This is a genomic window from Pseudomonas botevensis (genome assembly GCF_019145475.1).
GTDB classification, from domain to species: domain Bacteria; phylum Pseudomonadota; class Gammaproteobacteria; order Pseudomonadales; family Pseudomonadaceae; genus Aquipseudomonas; species Aquipseudomonas botevensis.
In genome coordinates, this window is sequence record NZ_JAHTKI010000016.1 from 86,750 (window position 1) to 103,280 (window position 16,531).

17 protein-coding genes are annotated in these 16,531 nt (G+C 60.3%); 12 read left to right on the plus strand and 5 right to left on the minus strand.

Going from position 1 to position 16,531, the window contains the following annotated elements:
* Window positions 1-46: 46 nt before the first annotated feature.
* The 3 genes from argJ (at window position 47) to KVQ74_RS19640 (ending at window position 3,059) form a co-directional block, all read left to right on the plus strand.
* Window positions 47-1,264 carry a bifunctional glutamate N-acetyltransferase/amino-acid acetyltransferase ArgJ gene (argJ, locus tag KVQ74_RS19630; protein ID WP_217832823.1) on the plus strand — a complete coding sequence of 406 codons (1,218 nt, stop codon included), beginning with the start codon at window positions 47-49 and terminating at the stop codon, window positions 1,262-1,264.
* A gap of 221 nt (window positions 1,265-1,485) precedes the next feature.
* The gene (locus KVQ74_RS19635) at window positions 1,486-2,118 is read left to right on the plus strand and encodes a glutathione S-transferase family protein (RefSeq protein WP_217832824.1); all 633 of its coding nucleotides are present in this window, start codon (window positions 1,486-1,488) and stop codon (window positions 2,116-2,118) included.
* Complete coding sequence (locus KVQ74_RS19640; protein WP_217832825.1) at window positions 2,115-3,059, plus strand: Nudix family hydrolase; 945 nt, start codon at window positions 2,115-2,117, stop codon at window positions 3,057-3,059. Before KVQ74_RS19635 ends, KVQ74_RS19640 begins: the two co-directional genes overlap by 4 nt.
* A gap of 94 nt (window positions 3,060-3,153) precedes the next feature.
* Here the strand turns inward: KVQ74_RS19640 and KVQ74_RS19645 are convergent, their stop codons facing one another.
* Genes KVQ74_RS19645 through KVQ74_RS19655 form a run of 3 tightly spaced genes read right to left on the minus strand, consistent with a single transcriptional unit; the run spans window position 3,154 to window position 6,738 of the window.
* Window positions 3,154-3,735 (minus strand): cob(I)yrinic acid a,c-diamide adenosyltransferase, encoded by a 582-nt coding sequence (locus KVQ74_RS19645; protein ID WP_217832826.1) that lies wholly within the window; start codon window positions 3,733-3,735, stop codon window positions 3,154-3,156.
* Between the two features lie 3 nt (window positions 3,736-3,738).
* Window positions 3,739-5,775, minus strand: a complete 2,037-nt coding sequence (locus KVQ74_RS19650) for a sensor histidine kinase (RefSeq protein WP_217832827.1) — start codon at window positions 5,773-5,775, stop codon at window positions 3,739-3,741.
* Between the two features lie 45 nt (window positions 5,776-5,820).
* Complete coding sequence (locus KVQ74_RS19655) at window positions 5,821-6,738, minus strand: putative 2-dehydropantoate 2-reductase (protein ID WP_217832828.1); 918 nt, start codon at window positions 6,736-6,738, stop codon at window positions 5,821-5,823.
* Between the two features lie 140 nt (window positions 6,739-6,878).
* On the opposite strand from KVQ74_RS19655, the gene KVQ74_RS19660 reads away from it, so the two are divergent.
* Together KVQ74_RS19660 and KVQ74_RS19665 are read left to right on the plus strand one after the other, a co-directional pair.
* Window positions 6,879-7,364 (plus strand): YajQ family cyclic di-GMP-binding protein, encoded by a 486-nt coding sequence (locus KVQ74_RS19660; protein ID WP_217832829.1) that lies wholly within the window; start codon window positions 6,879-6,881, stop codon window positions 7,362-7,364.
* Window positions 7,365-7,500: 136 nt separating this feature from the next.
* Entirely contained in the window at window positions 7,501-8,343 is an 843-nt protein-coding gene (locus tag KVQ74_RS19665; RefSeq protein WP_217832830.1) for a mechanosensitive ion channel family protein, read from the plus strand.
* 145 nt (window positions 8,344-8,488) lie between these two features.
* On the opposite strand, the gene KVQ74_RS19670 is transcribed toward KVQ74_RS19665, so the two are convergent.
* Complete coding sequence (locus KVQ74_RS19670) at window positions 8,489-9,817, minus strand: OprD family porin (RefSeq protein ID WP_217832831.1); 1,329 nt, start codon at window positions 9,815-9,817, stop codon at window positions 8,489-8,491.
* A gap of 899 nt (window positions 9,818-10,716) precedes the next feature.
* Here KVQ74_RS19670 and KVQ74_RS19675 point away from each other — a divergent pair.
* Both KVQ74_RS19675 and KVQ74_RS19680 read left to right on the plus strand, forming a co-directional pair.
* Window positions 10,717-11,142, plus strand: coding sequence for an HIT family protein (locus KVQ74_RS19675; protein WP_217832959.1), 426 nt, complete (start codon window positions 10,717-10,719; stop codon window positions 11,140-11,142).
* Window positions 11,143-11,145: 3 nt separating this feature from the next.
* A complete protein-coding gene (locus KVQ74_RS19680; protein WP_217832832.1) occupies window positions 11,146-11,352 on the plus strand; it encodes a SlyX family protein in 207 nt (68 codons plus the stop codon).
* 63 nt (window positions 11,353-11,415) lie between these two features.
* On the opposite strand, the gene KVQ74_RS29460 is transcribed toward KVQ74_RS19680, so the two are convergent.
* A complete protein-coding gene (locus KVQ74_RS29460; protein WP_217832833.1) occupies window positions 11,416-12,018 on the minus strand; it encodes a cold-shock protein in 603 nt (200 codons plus the stop codon).
* A 306-nt stretch (window positions 12,019-12,324) separates the two neighbouring features.
* Between KVQ74_RS29460 and KVQ74_RS19690 the strand changes: the two genes are divergently transcribed.
* The 5 genes from KVQ74_RS19690 (at window position 12,325) to KVQ74_RS19710 (ending at window position 16,484) form a co-directional block, all read left to right on the plus strand.
* A complete protein-coding gene (locus KVQ74_RS19690; RefSeq protein WP_217832834.1) occupies window positions 12,325-12,795 on the plus strand; it encodes a Dps family protein in 471 nt (156 codons plus the stop codon).
* A gap of 245 nt (window positions 12,796-13,040) precedes the next feature.
* Complete coding sequence (locus KVQ74_RS19695) at window positions 13,041-13,385, plus strand: ribbon-helix-helix domain-containing protein (RefSeq protein ID WP_217832835.1); 345 nt, start codon at window positions 13,041-13,043, stop codon at window positions 13,383-13,385.
* 116 nt (window positions 13,386-13,501) lie between these two features.
* Complete coding sequence (locus KVQ74_RS19700) at window positions 13,502-13,723, plus strand: FmdB family zinc ribbon protein (RefSeq protein ID WP_217832836.1); 222 nt, start codon at window positions 13,502-13,504, stop codon at window positions 13,721-13,723.
* Window positions 13,724-13,832: 109 nt separating this feature from the next.
* Window positions 13,833-15,608 (plus strand): aspartate--tRNA ligase, encoded by a 1,776-nt coding sequence (gene aspS / locus KVQ74_RS19705; RefSeq protein WP_217832837.1) that lies wholly within the window; start codon window positions 13,833-13,835, stop codon window positions 15,606-15,608.
* A gap of 129 nt (window positions 15,609-15,737) precedes the next feature.
* Entirely contained in the window at window positions 15,738-16,484 is a 747-nt protein-coding gene (locus KVQ74_RS19710; RefSeq protein WP_085745204.1) for a YebC/PmpR family DNA-binding transcriptional regulator, read from the plus strand.
* Window positions 16,485-16,531 lie beyond the last annotated feature (47 nt).

Below are 16,531 nucleotides of genomic sequence, written 5' to 3' on the forward strand. Positions count from 1 at the left end.
ATAAACAGCGTAGCGGTGCTGACATCACTGATTAAGGAGCGCATTCATGGCTGTTGGTCTTGGTCCTTTGCCAACGTTGCACCCGGTTGCCGGTTTTGAACTCGGTATCGCCTCGGCCGGCATCAAGCGCCCCGGGCGCAAAGATGTGGTCGTGATGCGCTGTGCCGAAGGCTCGACCGTGGCCGGCGTGTTCACACTGAACGCCTTTTGCGCGGCGCCGGTGATCCTGGCGAAAAAGCGCGTGCAGAACGCCGTGCGTTATCTGCTGACCAACACCGGTAACGCCAACGCCGGTACTGGCGAGCCGGGCCTGGCCGCTGCGGAGCGCACCTGCGCGAAACTGGCCGAACTGACGGGCGTCGACGCCAGCCAGATCCTGCCGTATTCCACCGGCGTGATTGGCGAGCCGCTGCCGGTCGAGAAGATCGAAGGCGCGTTGCAGGCTGCGCTGGATGATCTCTCGGAGAACAACTGGGAAGCTGCCGCCACCGGCATCATGACCACCGACACCCTGCCCAAGGGCGCCAGCCGCCAGTTCCAGCATGACGGCGTGACCATCACGGTCACCGGCATCAGCAAGGGCGCAGGCATGATTCGTCCGAACATGGCGACCATGCTCGGCTACATCGCCACCGACGCCAAAGTCTCCCGCGAAGTGTTGCAGAGCCTGATGCTGGACGGCGCGAACAAGTCGTTCAACCGCATCACCATCGACGGCGACACCTCGACCAACGACTGCTGCATGCTGATCGCCACCGGCAAGGCTGCGCTGCCGGAAATCACCCGCGCCGAAGGCGAGCTGTTCGCCAAGCTCAAGCAAGCGGTGTTCGAAGTGTGCATGGACGTGGCCCAGGCCATCGTTCGCGACGGCGAAGGCGCGACCAAGTTCGTCACCGTTGAAGTCAACGGCGGCGGCAATCACCAGGAATGCCTGGACGTCGGTTACACCGTGGCGCACTCGCCGCTGATCAAGACCGCGCTGTTCGCCTCTGACCCGAACTGGGGCCGTATCCTCGCCGCCGTGGGCCGTGCCGGCGTGCCGGATCTGGACGTGAGCAAGATCGACGTGTTCCTCGGCGAAGTGTGCATCGCCAGCCGTGGCGCCCGTGCGGCGACCTACACTGAAGCCCAGGGCTCGGCGGTGATGCAGCAGGAAGAGATCACCATCCGTATCGAGTTGGGTCGCGGCGATTGCAGCGAAACCATCTGGACCACCGACCTGTCGCACGAATACGTGAAGATCAACGCCGAATACCGCACGTAATCGCCAGGGTGGAAGCGGGTTTGCCCGCGAAAGCGGTTCGTCAGTCAGCCAATGTGTTGAATCTGATGCTCCCTTCGCGGGCAAGCCCGCTCCCACAGTGGATGGTGTGACCACAAAAGTTATGCACGCCGCAGAACCTGTGGGAGTGGGCTTGCCCGCGAAGACGGACGACCAGGCGCTGGAAGTTCTGGATTGTCCCCCTGACAAGAAGGTATCGAACCATGTCCCTGCACCTGATCATCGGCGACAAACTGCTCTCTTCCTGGTCGCTGCGCGCCGCTCTGGCGCTCGACCTGACCGGCGCTGCGTACACGGAGGAGTTGATCAGGCTCGGCAAGCCCGACACCCGCGAACGGATGCTCAAGCATTCGCCGACCGCCAAGGTGCCTTTGCTGAAAACCGCACACGGCACCATTGCCGATTCCCTGGCGATCGCCGAATACCTGGCCGAACAGTTTCCGGCCGCCCATCTCTGGCCGAAAGATCCCGCCGCGCGTGCCCAGGCGCGTTCCGCCTGCGCACAAATGCACAGCGGCTTCTTCGCCATGCGCAATCACATGCCGTTCAAGCTGAGCCATGACGCGCCGCTGAACCCGGTGCCACCGGAAGTGAAGGTCGATATCGAACGGATGCTTGCGCTGTGGGCCGAATGTCGCGCTGTTGCCACCGAGCCTGGCCCGTACCTGTTCGGGCGGATGACCCTGGCCGATGCCTTTTTTGCACCGATTGCCGTGCGTCTGCGTACCTATCAGGTGCAGTTGCCGGCAGTGGATGCCGCCTATGTTGAAACCGTCTACCAATGGCCAGCCTTCAAGGCCTGGCAGAAGGCCGGACTGGAGGAGTTGCAGTCGTGAAACGTGTACACGTCGCCGCCGCCGTCATTCGTGACAGCGCCGGCAAAATTCTGATCGCCCGCCGTGCCGACACCCAGCATCAGGGTGGGCTTTGGGAGTTTCCCGGTGGCAAGGTCGAGGCCGACGAGTCGGTGCAAACCGCGCTGGCCCGTGAGCTGCAGGAAGAGTTGGGCATCGTCGTCGGTGCCGCCCGGCCACTGATCAAGGTGCGCCACGATTACCCGGACAAACAGGTGTTGCTGGATGTCTGGGAAGTCTCGGACTTCAGCGGCGAACCCCACGGCGCCGAAGGTCAGCCACTGGCCTGGGTGACGGCCAGGGAGCTGACGGATTACGAGTTCCCGGCGGCCAATCAAGCGATCGTCGCAGCGGCACGCTTGCCCGGCGAATACCTGATCACCCCGGAAGACCTGGAAACCCCGGCCCTGCTGCGTGGCATCCAGAAAGCGATTGCCGGCGGGATCAAGTTGATCCAGTTGCGCGCGCCCAACGGCTACGACCCGAAGTACCGCGATCTGGCGGTGGATGCGGTCGGCCTGTGCGCCGGCAAGGCGCAGTTGATGATCAAAGGCCCGTTCGAATGGCTGGGGGATTTCCCCTCCGCCGGTTGGCACATCACCTCGGCGCAGTTGCGCAAGTACGCGGCGGCCGGGCGTCCATTGCCGGCGCAGCGCTGGTTGGCGGCGTCGTGTCACAACGCTGAAGAACTGGCGCTGGCCGAGCAGATGGGCGTGGACTTCGTGACCCTGTCACCGGTACAGCCGACCCTGACTCACCCGGATGCGCAGCCATTGGGCTGGGAGCAGGCGTCGACGCTGATCGAAGGTTTCAGCAAGCCGGTGTTCCTGCTGGGCGGAGTCGGCCCGACGGAGCGCGAGCAGGCCTGGAATGCCGGGGCTCAGGGTGTGGCGGGGATTCGGGCGTTCTGGCCTCAGGGCTGATGTTGCGCTGAGGCTGCCGGTCTGTTCGCGGCAAGCGCGCTTCCACAGAGTGTGGTGCTTTTGTGGGAGCGGGATTGCCCGCGAAGGCGTCCGGTCAGGCTGAAGGTTTGGCCGCCGGCTGCCACAAAATCTCTGCAATCCCCTGGCGCCGCGCAATCAATCGCGCCGCCACGAACAACAGATCCGACAGTCGATTGATGTAGGCCAGGCCAACCCCGGCCAGTGGCTCCACGGCATTCAAGTGCTGGCAACGCCGCTCGGCACTGCGCGCCAGACTGCGGCAGACGTGGGCCTGGGCAATCAGCATCGAGCCGCCCGGCAGAATGAAATTCTCCAGTGGTCCCAACTCTTCGTTCCACACGTCGATGGCTGTTTCCAGGCGCTCGATTTCCGCCGTGTTCAGGGCCTGATATTCCGGCATCGCCAGTTCGCCGCCGAGATCGAACAGACGGTGCTGGCAGGGCGCCAGAACCTCGATCAGCTCATTCAGCCCCGGACACGCCTCACGTTCGGCGAGTAATCCGGCCAGCAGCACACCGACCTGACTGTTCAGCGTATCGACTTCGCCGATGGCTTCGATTCGGGGGTGATCCTTGGGCACGCGGCGGCCATCGCCCAGGCCGGTCTCGCCTTTGTCCCCGGTGCGGGTGTAAATCTTCGACAAGCGAAAGCCCATGGCTTACCTCGATAATTGATGGGTGGGCGCGGCGATGGGCGCCGGTGGGGTCAGTGGCAGGCGCAGAGTGAAGCATGTGCCTTGCCCCGGCGCCGATTGCACTTCCATCTGGCCCTTGTGGTTGTTGGTGATGATGAAGTACGACACCGACAGGCCAAGGCCCGTGCCCTGGCCGATTTCCTTGGTGGTGAAGAACGGCTCGAAGGTGCGTTTGCGCACGTTCTCGCTCATGCCGATGCCGTTGTCTTCGACCTGGATTTCCGCCCATGGCGGATTGAGCCGGGTGCGCAGAATGATTCGCCCGGGTTCGCTGTCGTCCTCGCGCTGGTGGATTGCCTGCGCGGCGTTTTTCAGCAGGTTGAGCAGCACTTGCTCCAGTTCGTTCGCGGTGCCCGGCACCGGGCCGAGGGCCGGGTCGAACTGGCGGATGATCGCCTGGCCCTTGAAGTCGAAGCCGATCGCCAGATCGAAGTCGTTGCCGGCGATTTCCACCGCTTGATCGATCAGTGCCGGCAGGTCGCATGGGGCCATTTGCCGGGTGCTGCGGCGGCTGAAACTGAGCATGTGGGTGACGATTTTCGCTGCCCGGGCGCCGGCTTGCTGGATGCCGTCGAGCAGTTGCGGGACTTCCCGCACTTTCAGGTAGCGATTCACCGTTTCCAGCTCGACGCCCAGTTGTTCGGCCTGTTCGAGGTTTTTCGGCAGGTCCGTCGACAGGCGTCGACGGATGTTCTGGACGTTGTGCAGGATCGCGCCCAGCGGGTTGTTGATCTCGTGGGCCATGCCGGCGGCGAGGCCACCGACCGAGAGCATTTTCTCCGACTGCACCATCATTTCTTCCAGGGACAGGCGCTGGGTGATGTCGTCGATACGGATCACCACACCGCGCCCGGCACCGCCCATCAATGGGTAGAACGTCAGGGCGTAATGCTTGGGCTCATCATCCTTGAACCAGGTCACGCGCTCGATCTTCGCCACGGTGTGCTGCTCGACAGTCTGCTTGAGCTGCGGCAGGAACGGCTTCAAGGGCTCGAAGGCGAGGAAGATCGGCTGGTTCAGCGCCTCATCCAGCCGCGTCCCGGAAAGCGCACTGGCCTCCTGGTTCCATTGGGTGACGTAGAGCTGTTCGTCGAGGGCGATCAGCGCCGACGGCATGGAGTCGATGATGCTGTTGAGGTAGTTCTGGAACCCGGTGAGCTTCTTCTCGATCTTGCTGCGCACCTGGACTTCCAGCTCCAGCTTGCGGTTGGTGTGGCGGGTTTCCTCGGCCAGGCCTTGCGCCTGATCGTAGGCGGCCTGCGAATCGTCACGGGCGCGTTTGAGCTGCTGCTCACGGGCCTCGATGCGCGACAGCATGGTATTGAAGGCTTCGGCGAGGCTGCCGATTTCGTCGTGGTTGCCACGGGAGGCGCGCAGGGCGTAGTTCTCCTCGCGGGTCACCTGGCGTGACAGTTCTTCGAGTTGATGGATCGGCCGGGTAATCAGGCGTTTGATCTGCCGGGCAATCACCAGCCACAACAGCACGCTGAAAATCAGGATGCCCAGACTGGCCGTGAGGGTGCCGGTGTAGAACGCCACCGGCAGTTCGCTGCTTGCCACCAGCAACAGGTGCCCCGGCGCGGTGCCGGGGCGGGGCAGGGTGATCAGTTGATTGCTGCGAAACTCGGTCAGTTGCCAGGCTTCGATATGCCGGTAACGCTCCGGCAGCTTGAGTTTGTCGCCATGTTGCAATTGCGCCAGACGCTCGCCCTTGCCGTCGTAGAGCGCGGCAGCGCGCAGCGGCGAGTAACTGTCGAGCTCCTTGAGCAGGCGCTCGGCGCTTTGTTGCGACTGCAGGGCCTCGGCCACCAGGCTCGGATTGGACACCAGCCGGCCGATGGTCTGCAGGGCCTGCGGAGCCATGCTTTCCTGGGAGATGTAGTAGGCGGCGCTGATGAAAGTCAGGTTGGCGACCAGCAAAACGGTGGTCAACAGCACCAGCAGGGCGGCCAGCAGTTTCTGGCCGACCGGCAGGTTTTCAAGGCGCTGGCGCAATGGCATCGGGTTTATCGCAACAAAGGAACAAGTGGGCAGCGTAGCCGCTGCTCAGTCGCTGGGCAATCCGAGGCGTTGCAGATGAGCGATCAGGCGCTGCTGCAATTGCTTGAGATGCGGCAGGTTCAGTCGATGGCGCTCGGCGACCTTGCAGGCATGACCCAGCAGATAGCTGATTTCAGTGCGGCGCTGATTGGCGACGTCCTGATACATCGAAGAGTAATTGGCGGCGGTGGCGTGGATCACCCGTTCGACTTCCGGTTGCAGATTGTCCGCCGCAGCCGGTTGTCCACAGCGCTCCAGCAATTCGGCCAGTTCCGAACACAGCGTGGCGACTTCGCAATGATGCTGCTGCAAACCGCCATTTCGGCAGTCGTGCAGCACGGTCAGCGGATTGATCGCACAGTTGAGGGCCAGTTTTCGCCACAGGCGGGTAAGGATGTCGGCGCTCCACTCGTGGGGAATGTTCGCCGCTTCCAGGTCATCCAGCCAGAAAGGCGGCACCGGATGACCGGCGTCACCCAGCCAGGTGTAACCGTGACCGGCGAACACCACGCGCCAGTCGCCATCGCGAAACGCCCCTTCGGTGCTGGAGGCGCAGATACAGCGCGCTTGAGGGACTCGATTGGCCACCGCTTCCTGGCTGCCGAGGCCGTTCTGCAACAGGATCAGCTCGGCATCCGGCGCCAGGCGATGCGCCACGCCGGCCACGGCGTTTTCCGCATCGTAGGCTTTGCACGCCACCAGCAGGCGGCGGATCGGTTCGTCGGCGTCCGGTGTCTCGCCGGGTACGTCGTAGGTATTGGCTTTGCCCTGCTCGACCAGGGTCAGGCCGCCGGCGGCCTGATAGCTGAGCAGGCGTTCGGCATCGCGCACGATCAGCCTGACCGGCAGGCCGGCGCGGGCCAGGCGTGTGGCCCAGAGCGTGCCGAGGCTTCCGGCGCCGAGAACATGCCAGGTGGTGGACATCAGTTTTTTGCTCGATTGCGTACAGGCATGTGCGGCTCGCCGTGTCGGTAGGAAAAGACCCGTTATAATGAGCGCGATTTTAACCGCAAGCCAAGCGCGCTCCATCCTGATCGAGCGCGCCTTTTTATTGGAGAGACTACATGCCGTCGTTCGACGTGGTATCCGAACTGGACAAACACGAGCTCACCAACGCGGTCGAGAACGCCGTGAAGGATCTCGACCGTCGTTATGACCTGAAAGGCAAGGGCAGCTTCGAGTTCAAGGAAAAGGACCTGACCGTCAGCCTGACCGCGGAAGCCGAGTTCCAGCTCGAAGCGATGATCGAGATCCTCAAGCTGGCCCTGATCAAGCGCAAGATCGATGTGCAGTGCCTTGAGGTCAAGGACGCTTTCGCCTCGGGCAAGGTCATGAAACAGGACGCCGTGCTCAAGGAAGGCATCGACAAGGAGTTGGCGAAGAAGATCGTTTCGCACATCAAGGAAGCCAAGCTCAAGGTGCAGGCCGCCATTCAGGGCGAGCAGGTGCGTGTGACCGGCAAGAAGCGTGATGACCTGCAAGAAGCCATTGCAGCGCTGCGTGGCCATGAGTTCGGCATGCCACTGCAGTTCAACAACTTCCGCGACTAAGCGTCACTGCGGAACCTCTCGGCGTTTAAAGCGTCCGAGGCCCAAGCAACGGCAGAAACGATTGAGCCCTAACCGGTTCAGTCTTTCTGCCGCTGACTTTTTACAGGCCGGGTAGCCGGAAATCAGGAGATAGAAGATGGATTTGAATGCTGAGGTGGACAACCTGGTCAAGGCTTCCCAGGCGTGGATTCCGATGATCATGGAATACGGCAGCCGTGTGCTGCTGGCGATCGTGACGCTGGCCATCGGCTGGTGGTTGATCAACAAGGTCACGCAAAAGCTCGGCGGCCTGCTGGCCCTGCGCAATGCCGATCTGGCGCTGCAAGGTTTCATCAGCAGCCTGGCGAACATCATTCTCAAGGTGCTGCTGATTGTCAGCGTGGCGTCGATGATCGGCGTCGAAACCACGTCATTCGTGGCGGCAATCGGTGCGGCCGGCCTGGCGATCGGTCTGGCGTTGCAGGGCAGCCTGGCCAACTTCGCTGGCGGTGTGCTGATTCTGCTGTTCCGTCCGTTCCGTATCGGTGACTGGATCGAAGCCCAGGGTGTGGCGGGTACGGTCGACAGCATCCAGATTTTCCACACCGTACTGCGCACCGGTGACAACAAGACCATCATCGTGCCTAACGGCAATCTGTCGAACGGCATCATCACCAACACCAACCGTCAGCCAACCCGCAAAGTGGTATTCGATGTCGGTGTGGATTACGAAGCGGATCTGCAAAAGGCCCGTCAGGTGTTGCTGGATCTGGCCAAGGATGAGCGCGTATTGCAGGATCCGGCGCCACAAGCGGTTATTTCGACCCTGGGTGACAGTTCGATCACTGTTTCCCTGCGTGTGTGGGTTAAAACCGCAGACTATTGGGATGTGATGTTCATGTTTAACGAACAGTCCCGCGATCGTTTAAAGACTGCCGGTATTGATATTCCATTTCCGCAGCGGGTTATTCGTGTGGTTCAGGAATCGGCGGTGCAGTGATCGGTAACAGACATTCAAACACTGACTCTTTGGTCAGTAGTTTAATGTTTAGCTGGCTAACTAAATCAGCGAATTCCGTGCAATAAAAAAGGCCCATCGCAAGATGGGCCTTTTTATATTGCTAACGCAAACTAACCGGCGTCGATTACAGGATCGACAGCGGGTAGTCGACGATCAGGCGGAACTCGTCAACGTTGCCTTCGCCTTCGTCAGCATTGGCACGGTGCCAAGCTTGACGGATGCGGAAGGACAGGTCTTTGGCCGGGCCCGACTGAACAACGTATTTGGCTTCAACGTTGGTTTCGCGGTGTTTGCCATCTTCACCGTACAGACCGGTGTAGGCGCTGCCTGCCGGAGTGTTGGTGCCGTCGATGTCCCAACCTTTCACGTAACGGGCCATGAAGCTCAGGCCAGGCACGCCGTACTCGGCCATTTTCAGGTCATAACGAACCTGGGCAGACTTCTCGCCAGGGGCGTTGAAGTCAGAGTACTGGATGGAGTTGGCGAGGAAGATCGAGTCGCCACCACGGTTGTTTTTACCCACGCCGATGTAGTCGAACGGAGTGTCGCCATTCACTTTCTGGAAGGCCAGGGTGATGGTGTGTGCTTTCAGGAACGACAGGGCGGTAGCCAGGGAGAACGCGGTGTTGCTGATGTCGCCCGCGTTGGCGCTGCCGGTGTCGGTAGTGCGGTAGATGTTGAAGTCGGTGTTCAGCGAAGTGTCACCGCTGAATGGGGTGGTCAGGTTCACGTTGGCGTAGTACTGGTTCCAGATGTCTTCCAGTTGTGCGCCATACAGCGATACCGACAGGTTGTCGTTGATGCCGTATTTGCCACCGAGGTAGTCGATGGAGTTGGCTTTCACGCCAGCGTAGGTAGCCCACAGGTCGCCGTCACGGGCGTTGCGGTCCTGGCTGGTGGCCGAAGTGAAGTGACCGGCTTCGAGGTCGAGGTCTTTGACTTCGCTGCTCTGCAGTTGGATACCGCTGGCAGTTTGATGAAGGATACGGGAGCCGCCAACTGCGAACACAGGTGCGGTGGAAGGCTGCATGTCACCGATTTTCAGCTCGGTCTTGGAAACGCGGAACTTGACGGCAGCGCCGGCTTTGCCCTGGCTGTCGTTGTTCTCGCCCTGGGCGTTGGTGCTCAGGTTGCCCGAACCGGAGTACTTGTCGGAACCGTCCAGTTTGATTGCCAGTTGACCCCAGGCTTCAACACCAACACCAACGGTGCCTTGGGTGTAGCCGGAGCTGAAGTTGCCCTGAATGCCCTGGGTCCAGTCTTTGTCGTCTACTGCACCGTCTTTCTTGTTACGGTTGTAGTAGTAGTTACGGATCAGCAAGTCGGCTTTTGCGCCTTCAACGAAACCCTTGGCGTCAGCTTGGTCTTCTACGAACGGTGCGGCTGTTGCCACTTGAGTACTGGCTGCTGCTGCAACTGCCAGTGCGATCATGCTCCACTTCATCACGCGCATCGTGATTTGCTCCTTTGGTTTTAGAAGAGTACTGCCGTCCCACCTGTTTTATTATCTGGGCGGCTCTTTCTTTTTGTGTCGGCGCAAACTTATATCACGCCGACATTGTTGGCGATACTTGCGAATCCATCCTTTCGGCATCTTTACGACGTTGTCGCAAATGGCTTGGTAGATGTCGCAAATTCACAGTACCAATGCAATCGGACTGACAACTTTTCAGCTGTTTTCCAGTCATCTGCATCGCTAAAAAAGAGTCCCTGGCAAAACATCTGAATCTCCATCGGGCAACCCTGCCACTGTTCTTATTGGGCTTAAGGCATTCACTTCCAGTGATGCGCTTATAGTCCATATGAGTACCAATGCAACAAGCGTGCACAAACCGCATTTTCGGTACGGTTATTTTTCTGCGCGCTTGTCTGTACCTGTAAAAACCTCATAAATACGGGGCTTCAAGCCTGTTTTTCTTCGGGCTTGACGCCGCTGTGGCTATGGTGTTGGCGCGTCGGAGGGAAGCACGCGACAACCAGAAACGTTACCGGTTCACCCCGCCTGTGAGTATTTGGCGGATGGCCGACGCACTGAGCGTAGACGCACTGTGCGGTTTTGGTGCAAAAAAAATTACGGGCTGTACCGAAATCACACAGTTCGAGTCGGTGGCGGGCTTGAACGTGTCTCGGCTCGCCGGTCATTTCCGTGTATTCAACAGCCCTGCTGGTGCCGTGATGGTGCGGGCTGTCGACAAATGTCACATGTCGGGGCGTCGGGAGAAGGTCGCCATTGGCTGGCTCGTCGTGAAGCCGCGTGCAATCGCAGGTATGCTGCCTGCCTGTCGCTTGGTGCGCCGTCCATTGGGGAGGGCCGCTAAGCTGAATTATGTCGATCAGCCGGGAGTGCGCGCAGTGTTTGCTTTAGATTCACGACTTCAACAGGACACGCTGACTATCGGCGACTTCCCGCTCTGCCGGCTGCTGCTGTCCAACGATTCCAACTACCCATGGTTCATCCTGGTGCCTCGTCGCGACGATATCAGCGAGTTGTTTCAGTTGGATGTCGCCGACCAGCAGCAACTGTGGCAGGAAACCACTGCCTTGGCCGAGGTGCTGAAGGACTCGTTCGACGCCGACAAGCTGAACGTCGCGACCTTGGGCAACGTCGTCAGTCAATTGCATATGCATGTGATCGTGCGCAAGCGTGATGACGCCGCATGGCCGGCGCCGGTCTGGGGCAAACACCCGGCAAAACCTTACGTGGCGGATCAGGTCGAGGCCATTCGTGAGCGGCTGCGCCTGGTGCTGCCGGCAGATTTCACGTTTCTGGAGGGCTGAATCATGAGCCTGGAACAGCGTGTTACCGATCTTGAAAGCCGGCTGGCGTTTCAGGATGACACCATTCAGACGTTGAACGACGAACTGGTGGCGCAGCAGAAGATCATCGAGCGTCTGCAATTGCAGATGGCGGCGGTGCTCAAGCGTCAGGAGGAGATGGTCGGGCAGTTCGGATCCTTCGAGGAAGACGCGCCGCCACCTCACTACTGAGGTTTCATCAGGCACAAAAAAACCGCGAGCAGCCTGGGCTGCTCGCGGTTTTTTTTGCGTGGATCAGCGGCGCGGCAGCGCGGCGATCACGTCTTCGGCCTGCAGGCCCTTGTCACGGTTCATCACCGAGAACTCCACACGCTGGCCTTCGACCAGAACGCGGTGGCCTTCGCCACGGATGGCGCGAAAGTGTACGAAAATATCATCGCCGGAATCCCGGGAGATAAAGCCAAAGCCCTTGGAGGTGTTGAACCACTTGACGGTGCCGGTATCGCGGTTGCTCATGTCGTAGCTTTGCGCTGCGGCGGCCGGTGACGATTTGTAGAAGCTGACGGCCAGGTGCAGGACCACGGCTACCAGGGCGATCACCAGGCTGAACAGCACGGCGGGCTGACCGGCGATGACGGGCATCGGGGCGATCAGGGTCAGGGTTTGCAGGACGACGGTCAGTACCAGCAAGGCGCTGACCAGATTTTGCAGATGCTGGCGCGGACCCTTGTTCCAGTACGGAATGACTGGCGCGAGGATCAGGTTCAGCAGGCCGAAAAAGGCCAGGTAAAGTGCATCGGGTTGTTGCAGGTAAGGTACGGCTTCGGGTTTCAGGCTAGGTATGAACGACAGCAGCAAGGCCGCTGCGCCCACTAGCAGATGGACGATTTTCAACATTTTTAATGACTCACGTTATGACGGCTCACAAGGAAGAGCTGAAGGCGCACGGTTCGCTTCGAAACAATAAGAGGCGGTGGACACGTACCCGGTATCAGCCTATGCGCAGCCCCGGATTACGGGGCATGGCGACACGCCGTCTATTTAACCGCAAAGCCTGCGCCTACTCAAATCAGCCCGGCCAGTGGCACTTTGCCGGTCAATTGGTCGCAGCTATCGCCTCGATTTGGGGCTGCGACAGGCGGATTGCCTTGCTAGAGTGGGTCGGCATCCGTTGGATAAATTCAATCGCCTTAGGGGGTAAGCATGGCAATCGATATCGGTATCAGTGAAGAAGACCGCAAATCCATCGTCGAAGGGTTGTCCCGTCTGCTGTCGGACACTTATGTGCTGTACCTGAAAACCCATAATTTCCACTGGAATGTCACCGGGCCGATGTTCCGCACCCTGCACCTGATGTTCGAAGAGCAATACAACGAGCTCGCGCTGGCCGTGGATTCGATTGCCGAGCGTATCCGTGCGTTGGGCTATCCGGCGCCGGGTGCCTACGCCACGTACGCGCGCCTGTCTTCTATCAAGGAAGAGGAGGGCGTGCCCAGCGCCGAGGAAATGATCAAGCAACTGGTGGCGGGGCAGGAAGCCGTGACGCGCACCGCCCGTGGCATTTTCCCGCTGCTGGACAAGGTGAGCGACGAACCCACCGCCGATCTGCTGACCCAGCGCATGCAGGTACACGAGAAGACCGCATGGATGTTGCGGGTGCTGCTGGAGGGCTGACGATGTAAGGCGCACGGATAAATGATGTCCGTGCGCTTTCGCGCCTTTGGTGGCAGGAAAGAGCACCTGATCTGGTAGGAAATCGAGAAGCACAGCCGGCGCTCCATGATCTGCCTTGTATTGTCGGCTTATCCTACGTTGCCGGTCATAAAGTCGTCTGGATATGCCTTTGCCTCTGCGCCTTTAATGAGGGCACAGGATGTCGCCTGGATCACAGGCAGAGATGGCAAAGGAGTGTCAGCGATATGGTAGATGGAGGCAGGCGAGAGGACAGGATTGCCGGTACGCGACAGCACATGGCTGTCGATCCGTTTCTCGATGAGTTTGATATGGGGCTGATCCGTCCGTTGTCGCGGTCGGTACGCCTGAACGGTTTTGCAACCTGCATGCGTCTGGAGCAGGTCTACTGGAATATCCTCGGCGGCATGGCTGAAGATAACGGCTGTTCGGTCGGTACATTGCTGTCCAGGGTGGATCGTGAAGTACACCTGCGCCACGGCGGGGTGAAAAACTTCAGCGGTCTGGTGCGGGTGGTGTGTGTCATGCATGGCCTCAGGGATTCTCCGGGGGACAGTGCAGGGCGGTGTTGACGAGTAGACGGCCTGTGCAGTCTTCCGGCTGCACAGGCCGCATTTAATCGATATAATCCCGCTCTTTCGCCGCACGGCCCTGCTTGCGGCAGCAATCTGATCGCCGAGACACCTCCATGCCGATGTACGATTACCAATGTGCTTCCTGTGGTCATCAGTTGGAAGCCATTCAAAAGATCAGCGAGGCAGCGCTGGTCGACTGCCCTGCCTGCCAGGCGCCAGAGCTCAAGAAATTGCTGTCCATGCCGGGCTTTCGCCTCAGCGGCAGCGGTTGGTACGAAACCGATTTCAAGACCGGCGCGAAGAAGAATCTGGCCGGTGGCGACAAATCTGACTAGGGTTTAGGCCCGGGTTGAACGACACGCGTGAGCTTCCACATGTTGCACAGTGCTTGAGTGCGACGGGATCTCCACCGAATTTCGAATTACGAGAAGCGAAACCACTACCATGATGCGCAGCCATTATTGCGGCCAACTGAACGAAAGCCTGGAAGGCCAGGAAATTACCCTTTGCGGATGGGTTCACCGTCGTCGCGACCACGGCGGGGTGATTTTCCTCGATATCCGTGATCGTGAAGGTCTGGCCCAGGTGGTGTTCGACCCGGATCGCGCCGAGACTTTCGCCGCTGCCGACCGTGTGCGCAGCGAATACGTGGTCAAGATCACCGGCAAGGTGCGTCTGCGTCCTGCCGGCGCCGGCAACGCCAACATGGCTTCGGGCATGATCGAAGTGCTGGGCTACGAGCTAGAAGTGCTGAACGAAGCCGAAACCCCGCCGTTCCCGCTCAACGAATACTCTGACGTCGGCGAAGAAACCCGCCTGCGTTATCGCTTCATCGACCTGCGTCGTCCGGAAATGGCCGAGAAGCTGCGTCTGCGTTCGCGCATGACCACCAGCATCCGTCGTTATCTCGACGAGAACGGCTTCCTCGACGTGGAAACGCCGATCCTGACCCGCGCCACGCCGGAAGGCGCTCGCGACTACCTGGTGCCGAGCCGTACCCACGCCGGTTCGTTCTTCGCCCTGCCGCAATCGCCGCAGCTGTTCAAGCAACTGCTGATGGTGGCCGGCTTCGACCGTTACTACCAGATCGCCAAGTGCTTCCGCGACGAAGACCTGCGTGCCGACCGTCAGCCGGAATTCACCCAGATCGACATCGAGACCAGCTTCCTCGATGAAAAAGACATCATGGGCCTGACCGAAGGCATGATCCGCGCCCTGTTCAAGGAAGTGCTGGGTCTGGAGTTCGGTGAATTCCCGCACATGACCTTCGAAGAGGCCATGCGTCGCTACGGTTCCGACAAGCCTGACCTGCGTATCCCGCTGGAACTGGTTGACGTTGCCGACCAGCTCAAAGACGTTGAATTCAAGGTGTTCAGCGGCCCGGCCAACGACCCTAAATGCCGTATCGCCGCGCTGCGCGTTCCAGGCGGGGCGAGCATGCCGCGCAAGCAGATCGACGACTACACCAAGTTCGTCGGCATCTACGGTGCCAAGGGCCTGGCGTACATCAAGGTCAACGAGCGTGCCGCCGGTGTTGACGGTCTGCAATCACCGATCGTGAAAAACATCCCGGAAGCCAACCTGAACGTGATCCTCGATCGCGTCGGCGCAGTCGACGGCGACATCGTGTTCTTCGGCGCCGACAAGGCCAAGATTGTCAGCGAGGCCCTGGGCGCACTGCGCATCAAGCTCGGTCACGACCTGAACCTGCTGACCTGCGAATGGGCACCGATGTGGGTTGTCGACTTCCCGATGTTCGAAGAGAACGACGACGGCAGCTTCACCGCCTTGCACCACCCGTTCACCGCGCCGAAGTGCACGCCTGAAGAGCTGGAGGCCAACCCGGCCACCGCTCTGTCGCGCGCCTACGACATGGTTCTGAACGGCACCGAGCTGGGTGGCGGTTCGATCCGTATCCATCGCAAGGAAATGCAACAGGCGGTATTCCGCCTGCTGGGCATCAACGAAGCGGAACAGGAAGAGAAATTCGGCTTCCTGCTCGACGCCCTGAAGTACGGTGCCCCGCCGCACGGTGGCCTGGCCTTCGGTCTGGACCGTCTGGTGATGCTGATGACCGGCGCCCAGTCGATCCGTGAAGTGATCGCCTTCCCGAAAACCCAGAGCGCGGCGTGCGTCATGACGCAGGCACCGGGTCTGGTGGATGCCAAGGCACTGCGCGAGCTGCACATTCGTTTGCGCGAAACGCCAAAGGCTGAGTAAGACGGGCCTGAAGGCGCATCTTCGGATGCGCCTTTTTTCTTTCTGTGGAAAACAGATCGAGATTTTTTGTTTGCCGGCCGGCGCGGTTCGCGCGGCGGGCGACGTTTCAAAGAGAATTCGGAGCGAGTTATGGCAGGTCATTCCAAGTGGGCGAACATCAAGCACCGCAAAGAACGTCAGGATGCCAAGAGAGGCAAGATTTTCACCAAGTGGATCCGTGAGCTGACCGTCGCGGCCCGTCAGGGCGGTGGCGATCCGGGTTCCAACCCGCGTCTGCGCCTGGCGCTGGACAAGGCTCTGGGTGCGAACATGAGCCGCGACATCATTGATCGCGCAGTCGCTCGTGGCGCCGGTGCGACCGAGGCTGACAACGTTGAAGAGCTGACCTATGAAGGTTACGGTCCGGGCGGCGTGGCGGTGATGGTCGAGTGCATGACCGACAACCGCAACCGCACCGCGGCAGCCGTGCGTCATGCGTTCAGCAAGTGCGGCGGCAACCTCGGCACCGACGGTTCGGTGGCGTACCTGTTCGAGCGCAAGGGGCAGATCAGCTTCGCGCCGGGCGTGGACGAGGATGCGTTGACCGAAGCGGCGCTGGAGGCCGATGCCGACGACGTGGTCAGCCACGAAGACGGTTCGATTGACGTATTCACCTCGTTCACCGGGTTCTACGCGGTGCGCAATGCTCTCGAAGCTGCTGGCTTCAAGGGCGACGACGCGGAAATCGTCATGCAGCCGACCACCAGCGCCGAACTGGATCTGGAGGGTGCCGAGAAAGTGCTGAAGCTGATCGACATGCTCGAGGATCTGGACGACGTGCAGAACGTCTACTCCAACGCGGACATCCCGGAAGACGTGGCCGCTCAGCTCGGCTAAGAGCGACTACGATTGAATGTGGGAGCGGGCTTGCTCGCGAAGGCGGC

Coding starts and splice junctions, on each gene's coding strand:
- argJ (WP_217832823.1), top strand. CDS start 47: ATGGCTGTTGGTCTTGGTCCTTTGCCAACGTTGCACCCGGTTGCCGGT.
- KVQ74_RS19635 (WP_217832824.1), top strand. CDS start 1,486: ATGTCCCTGCACCTGATCATCGGCGACAAACTGCTCTCTTCCTGGTCG.
- KVQ74_RS19645 (WP_217832826.1), bottom strand. CDS start 3,735: ATGGGCTTTCGCTTGTCGAAGATTTACACCCGCACCGGGGACAAAGGC.
- KVQ74_RS19650 (WP_217832827.1), bottom strand. CDS start 5,775: ATGCCATTGCGCCAGCGCCTTGAAAACCTGCCGGTCGGCCAGAAACTG.
- KVQ74_RS19655 (WP_217832828.1), bottom strand. CDS start 6,738: ATGTCCACCACCTGGCATGTTCTCGGCGCCGGAAGCCTCGGCACGCTC.
- KVQ74_RS19660 (WP_217832829.1), top strand. CDS start 6,879: ATGCCGTCGTTCGACGTGGTATCCGAACTGGACAAACACGAGCTCACC.
- KVQ74_RS19665 (WP_217832830.1), top strand. CDS start 7,501: ATGGATTTGAATGCTGAGGTGGACAACCTGGTCAAGGCTTCCCAGGCG.
- KVQ74_RS19670 (WP_217832831.1), bottom strand. CDS start 9,817: ATGCGCGTGATGAAGTGGAGCATGATCGCACTGGCAGTTGCAGCAGCA.
- KVQ74_RS19680 (WP_217832832.1), top strand. CDS start 11,146: ATGAGCCTGGAACAGCGTGTTACCGATCTTGAAAGCCGGCTGGCGTTT.
- KVQ74_RS29460 (WP_217832833.1), bottom strand. CDS start 12,018: ATGTTGAAAATCGTCCATCTGCTAGTGGGCGCAGCGGCCTTGCTGCTG.
- KVQ74_RS19690 (WP_217832834.1), top strand. CDS start 12,325: ATGGCAATCGATATCGGTATCAGTGAAGAAGACCGCAAATCCATCGTC.
- KVQ74_RS19695 (WP_217832835.1), top strand. CDS start 13,041: ATGGTAGATGGAGGCAGGCGAGAGGACAGGATTGCCGGTACGCGACAG.
- KVQ74_RS19700 (WP_217832836.1), top strand. CDS start 13,502: ATGCCGATGTACGATTACCAATGTGCTTCCTGTGGTCATCAGTTGGAA.
- aspS (WP_217832837.1), top strand. CDS start 13,833: ATGATGCGCAGCCATTATTGCGGCCAACTGAACGAAAGCCTGGAAGGC.
- KVQ74_RS19710 (WP_085745204.1), top strand. CDS start 15,738: ATGGCAGGTCATTCCAAGTGGGCGAACATCAAGCACCGCAAAGAACGT.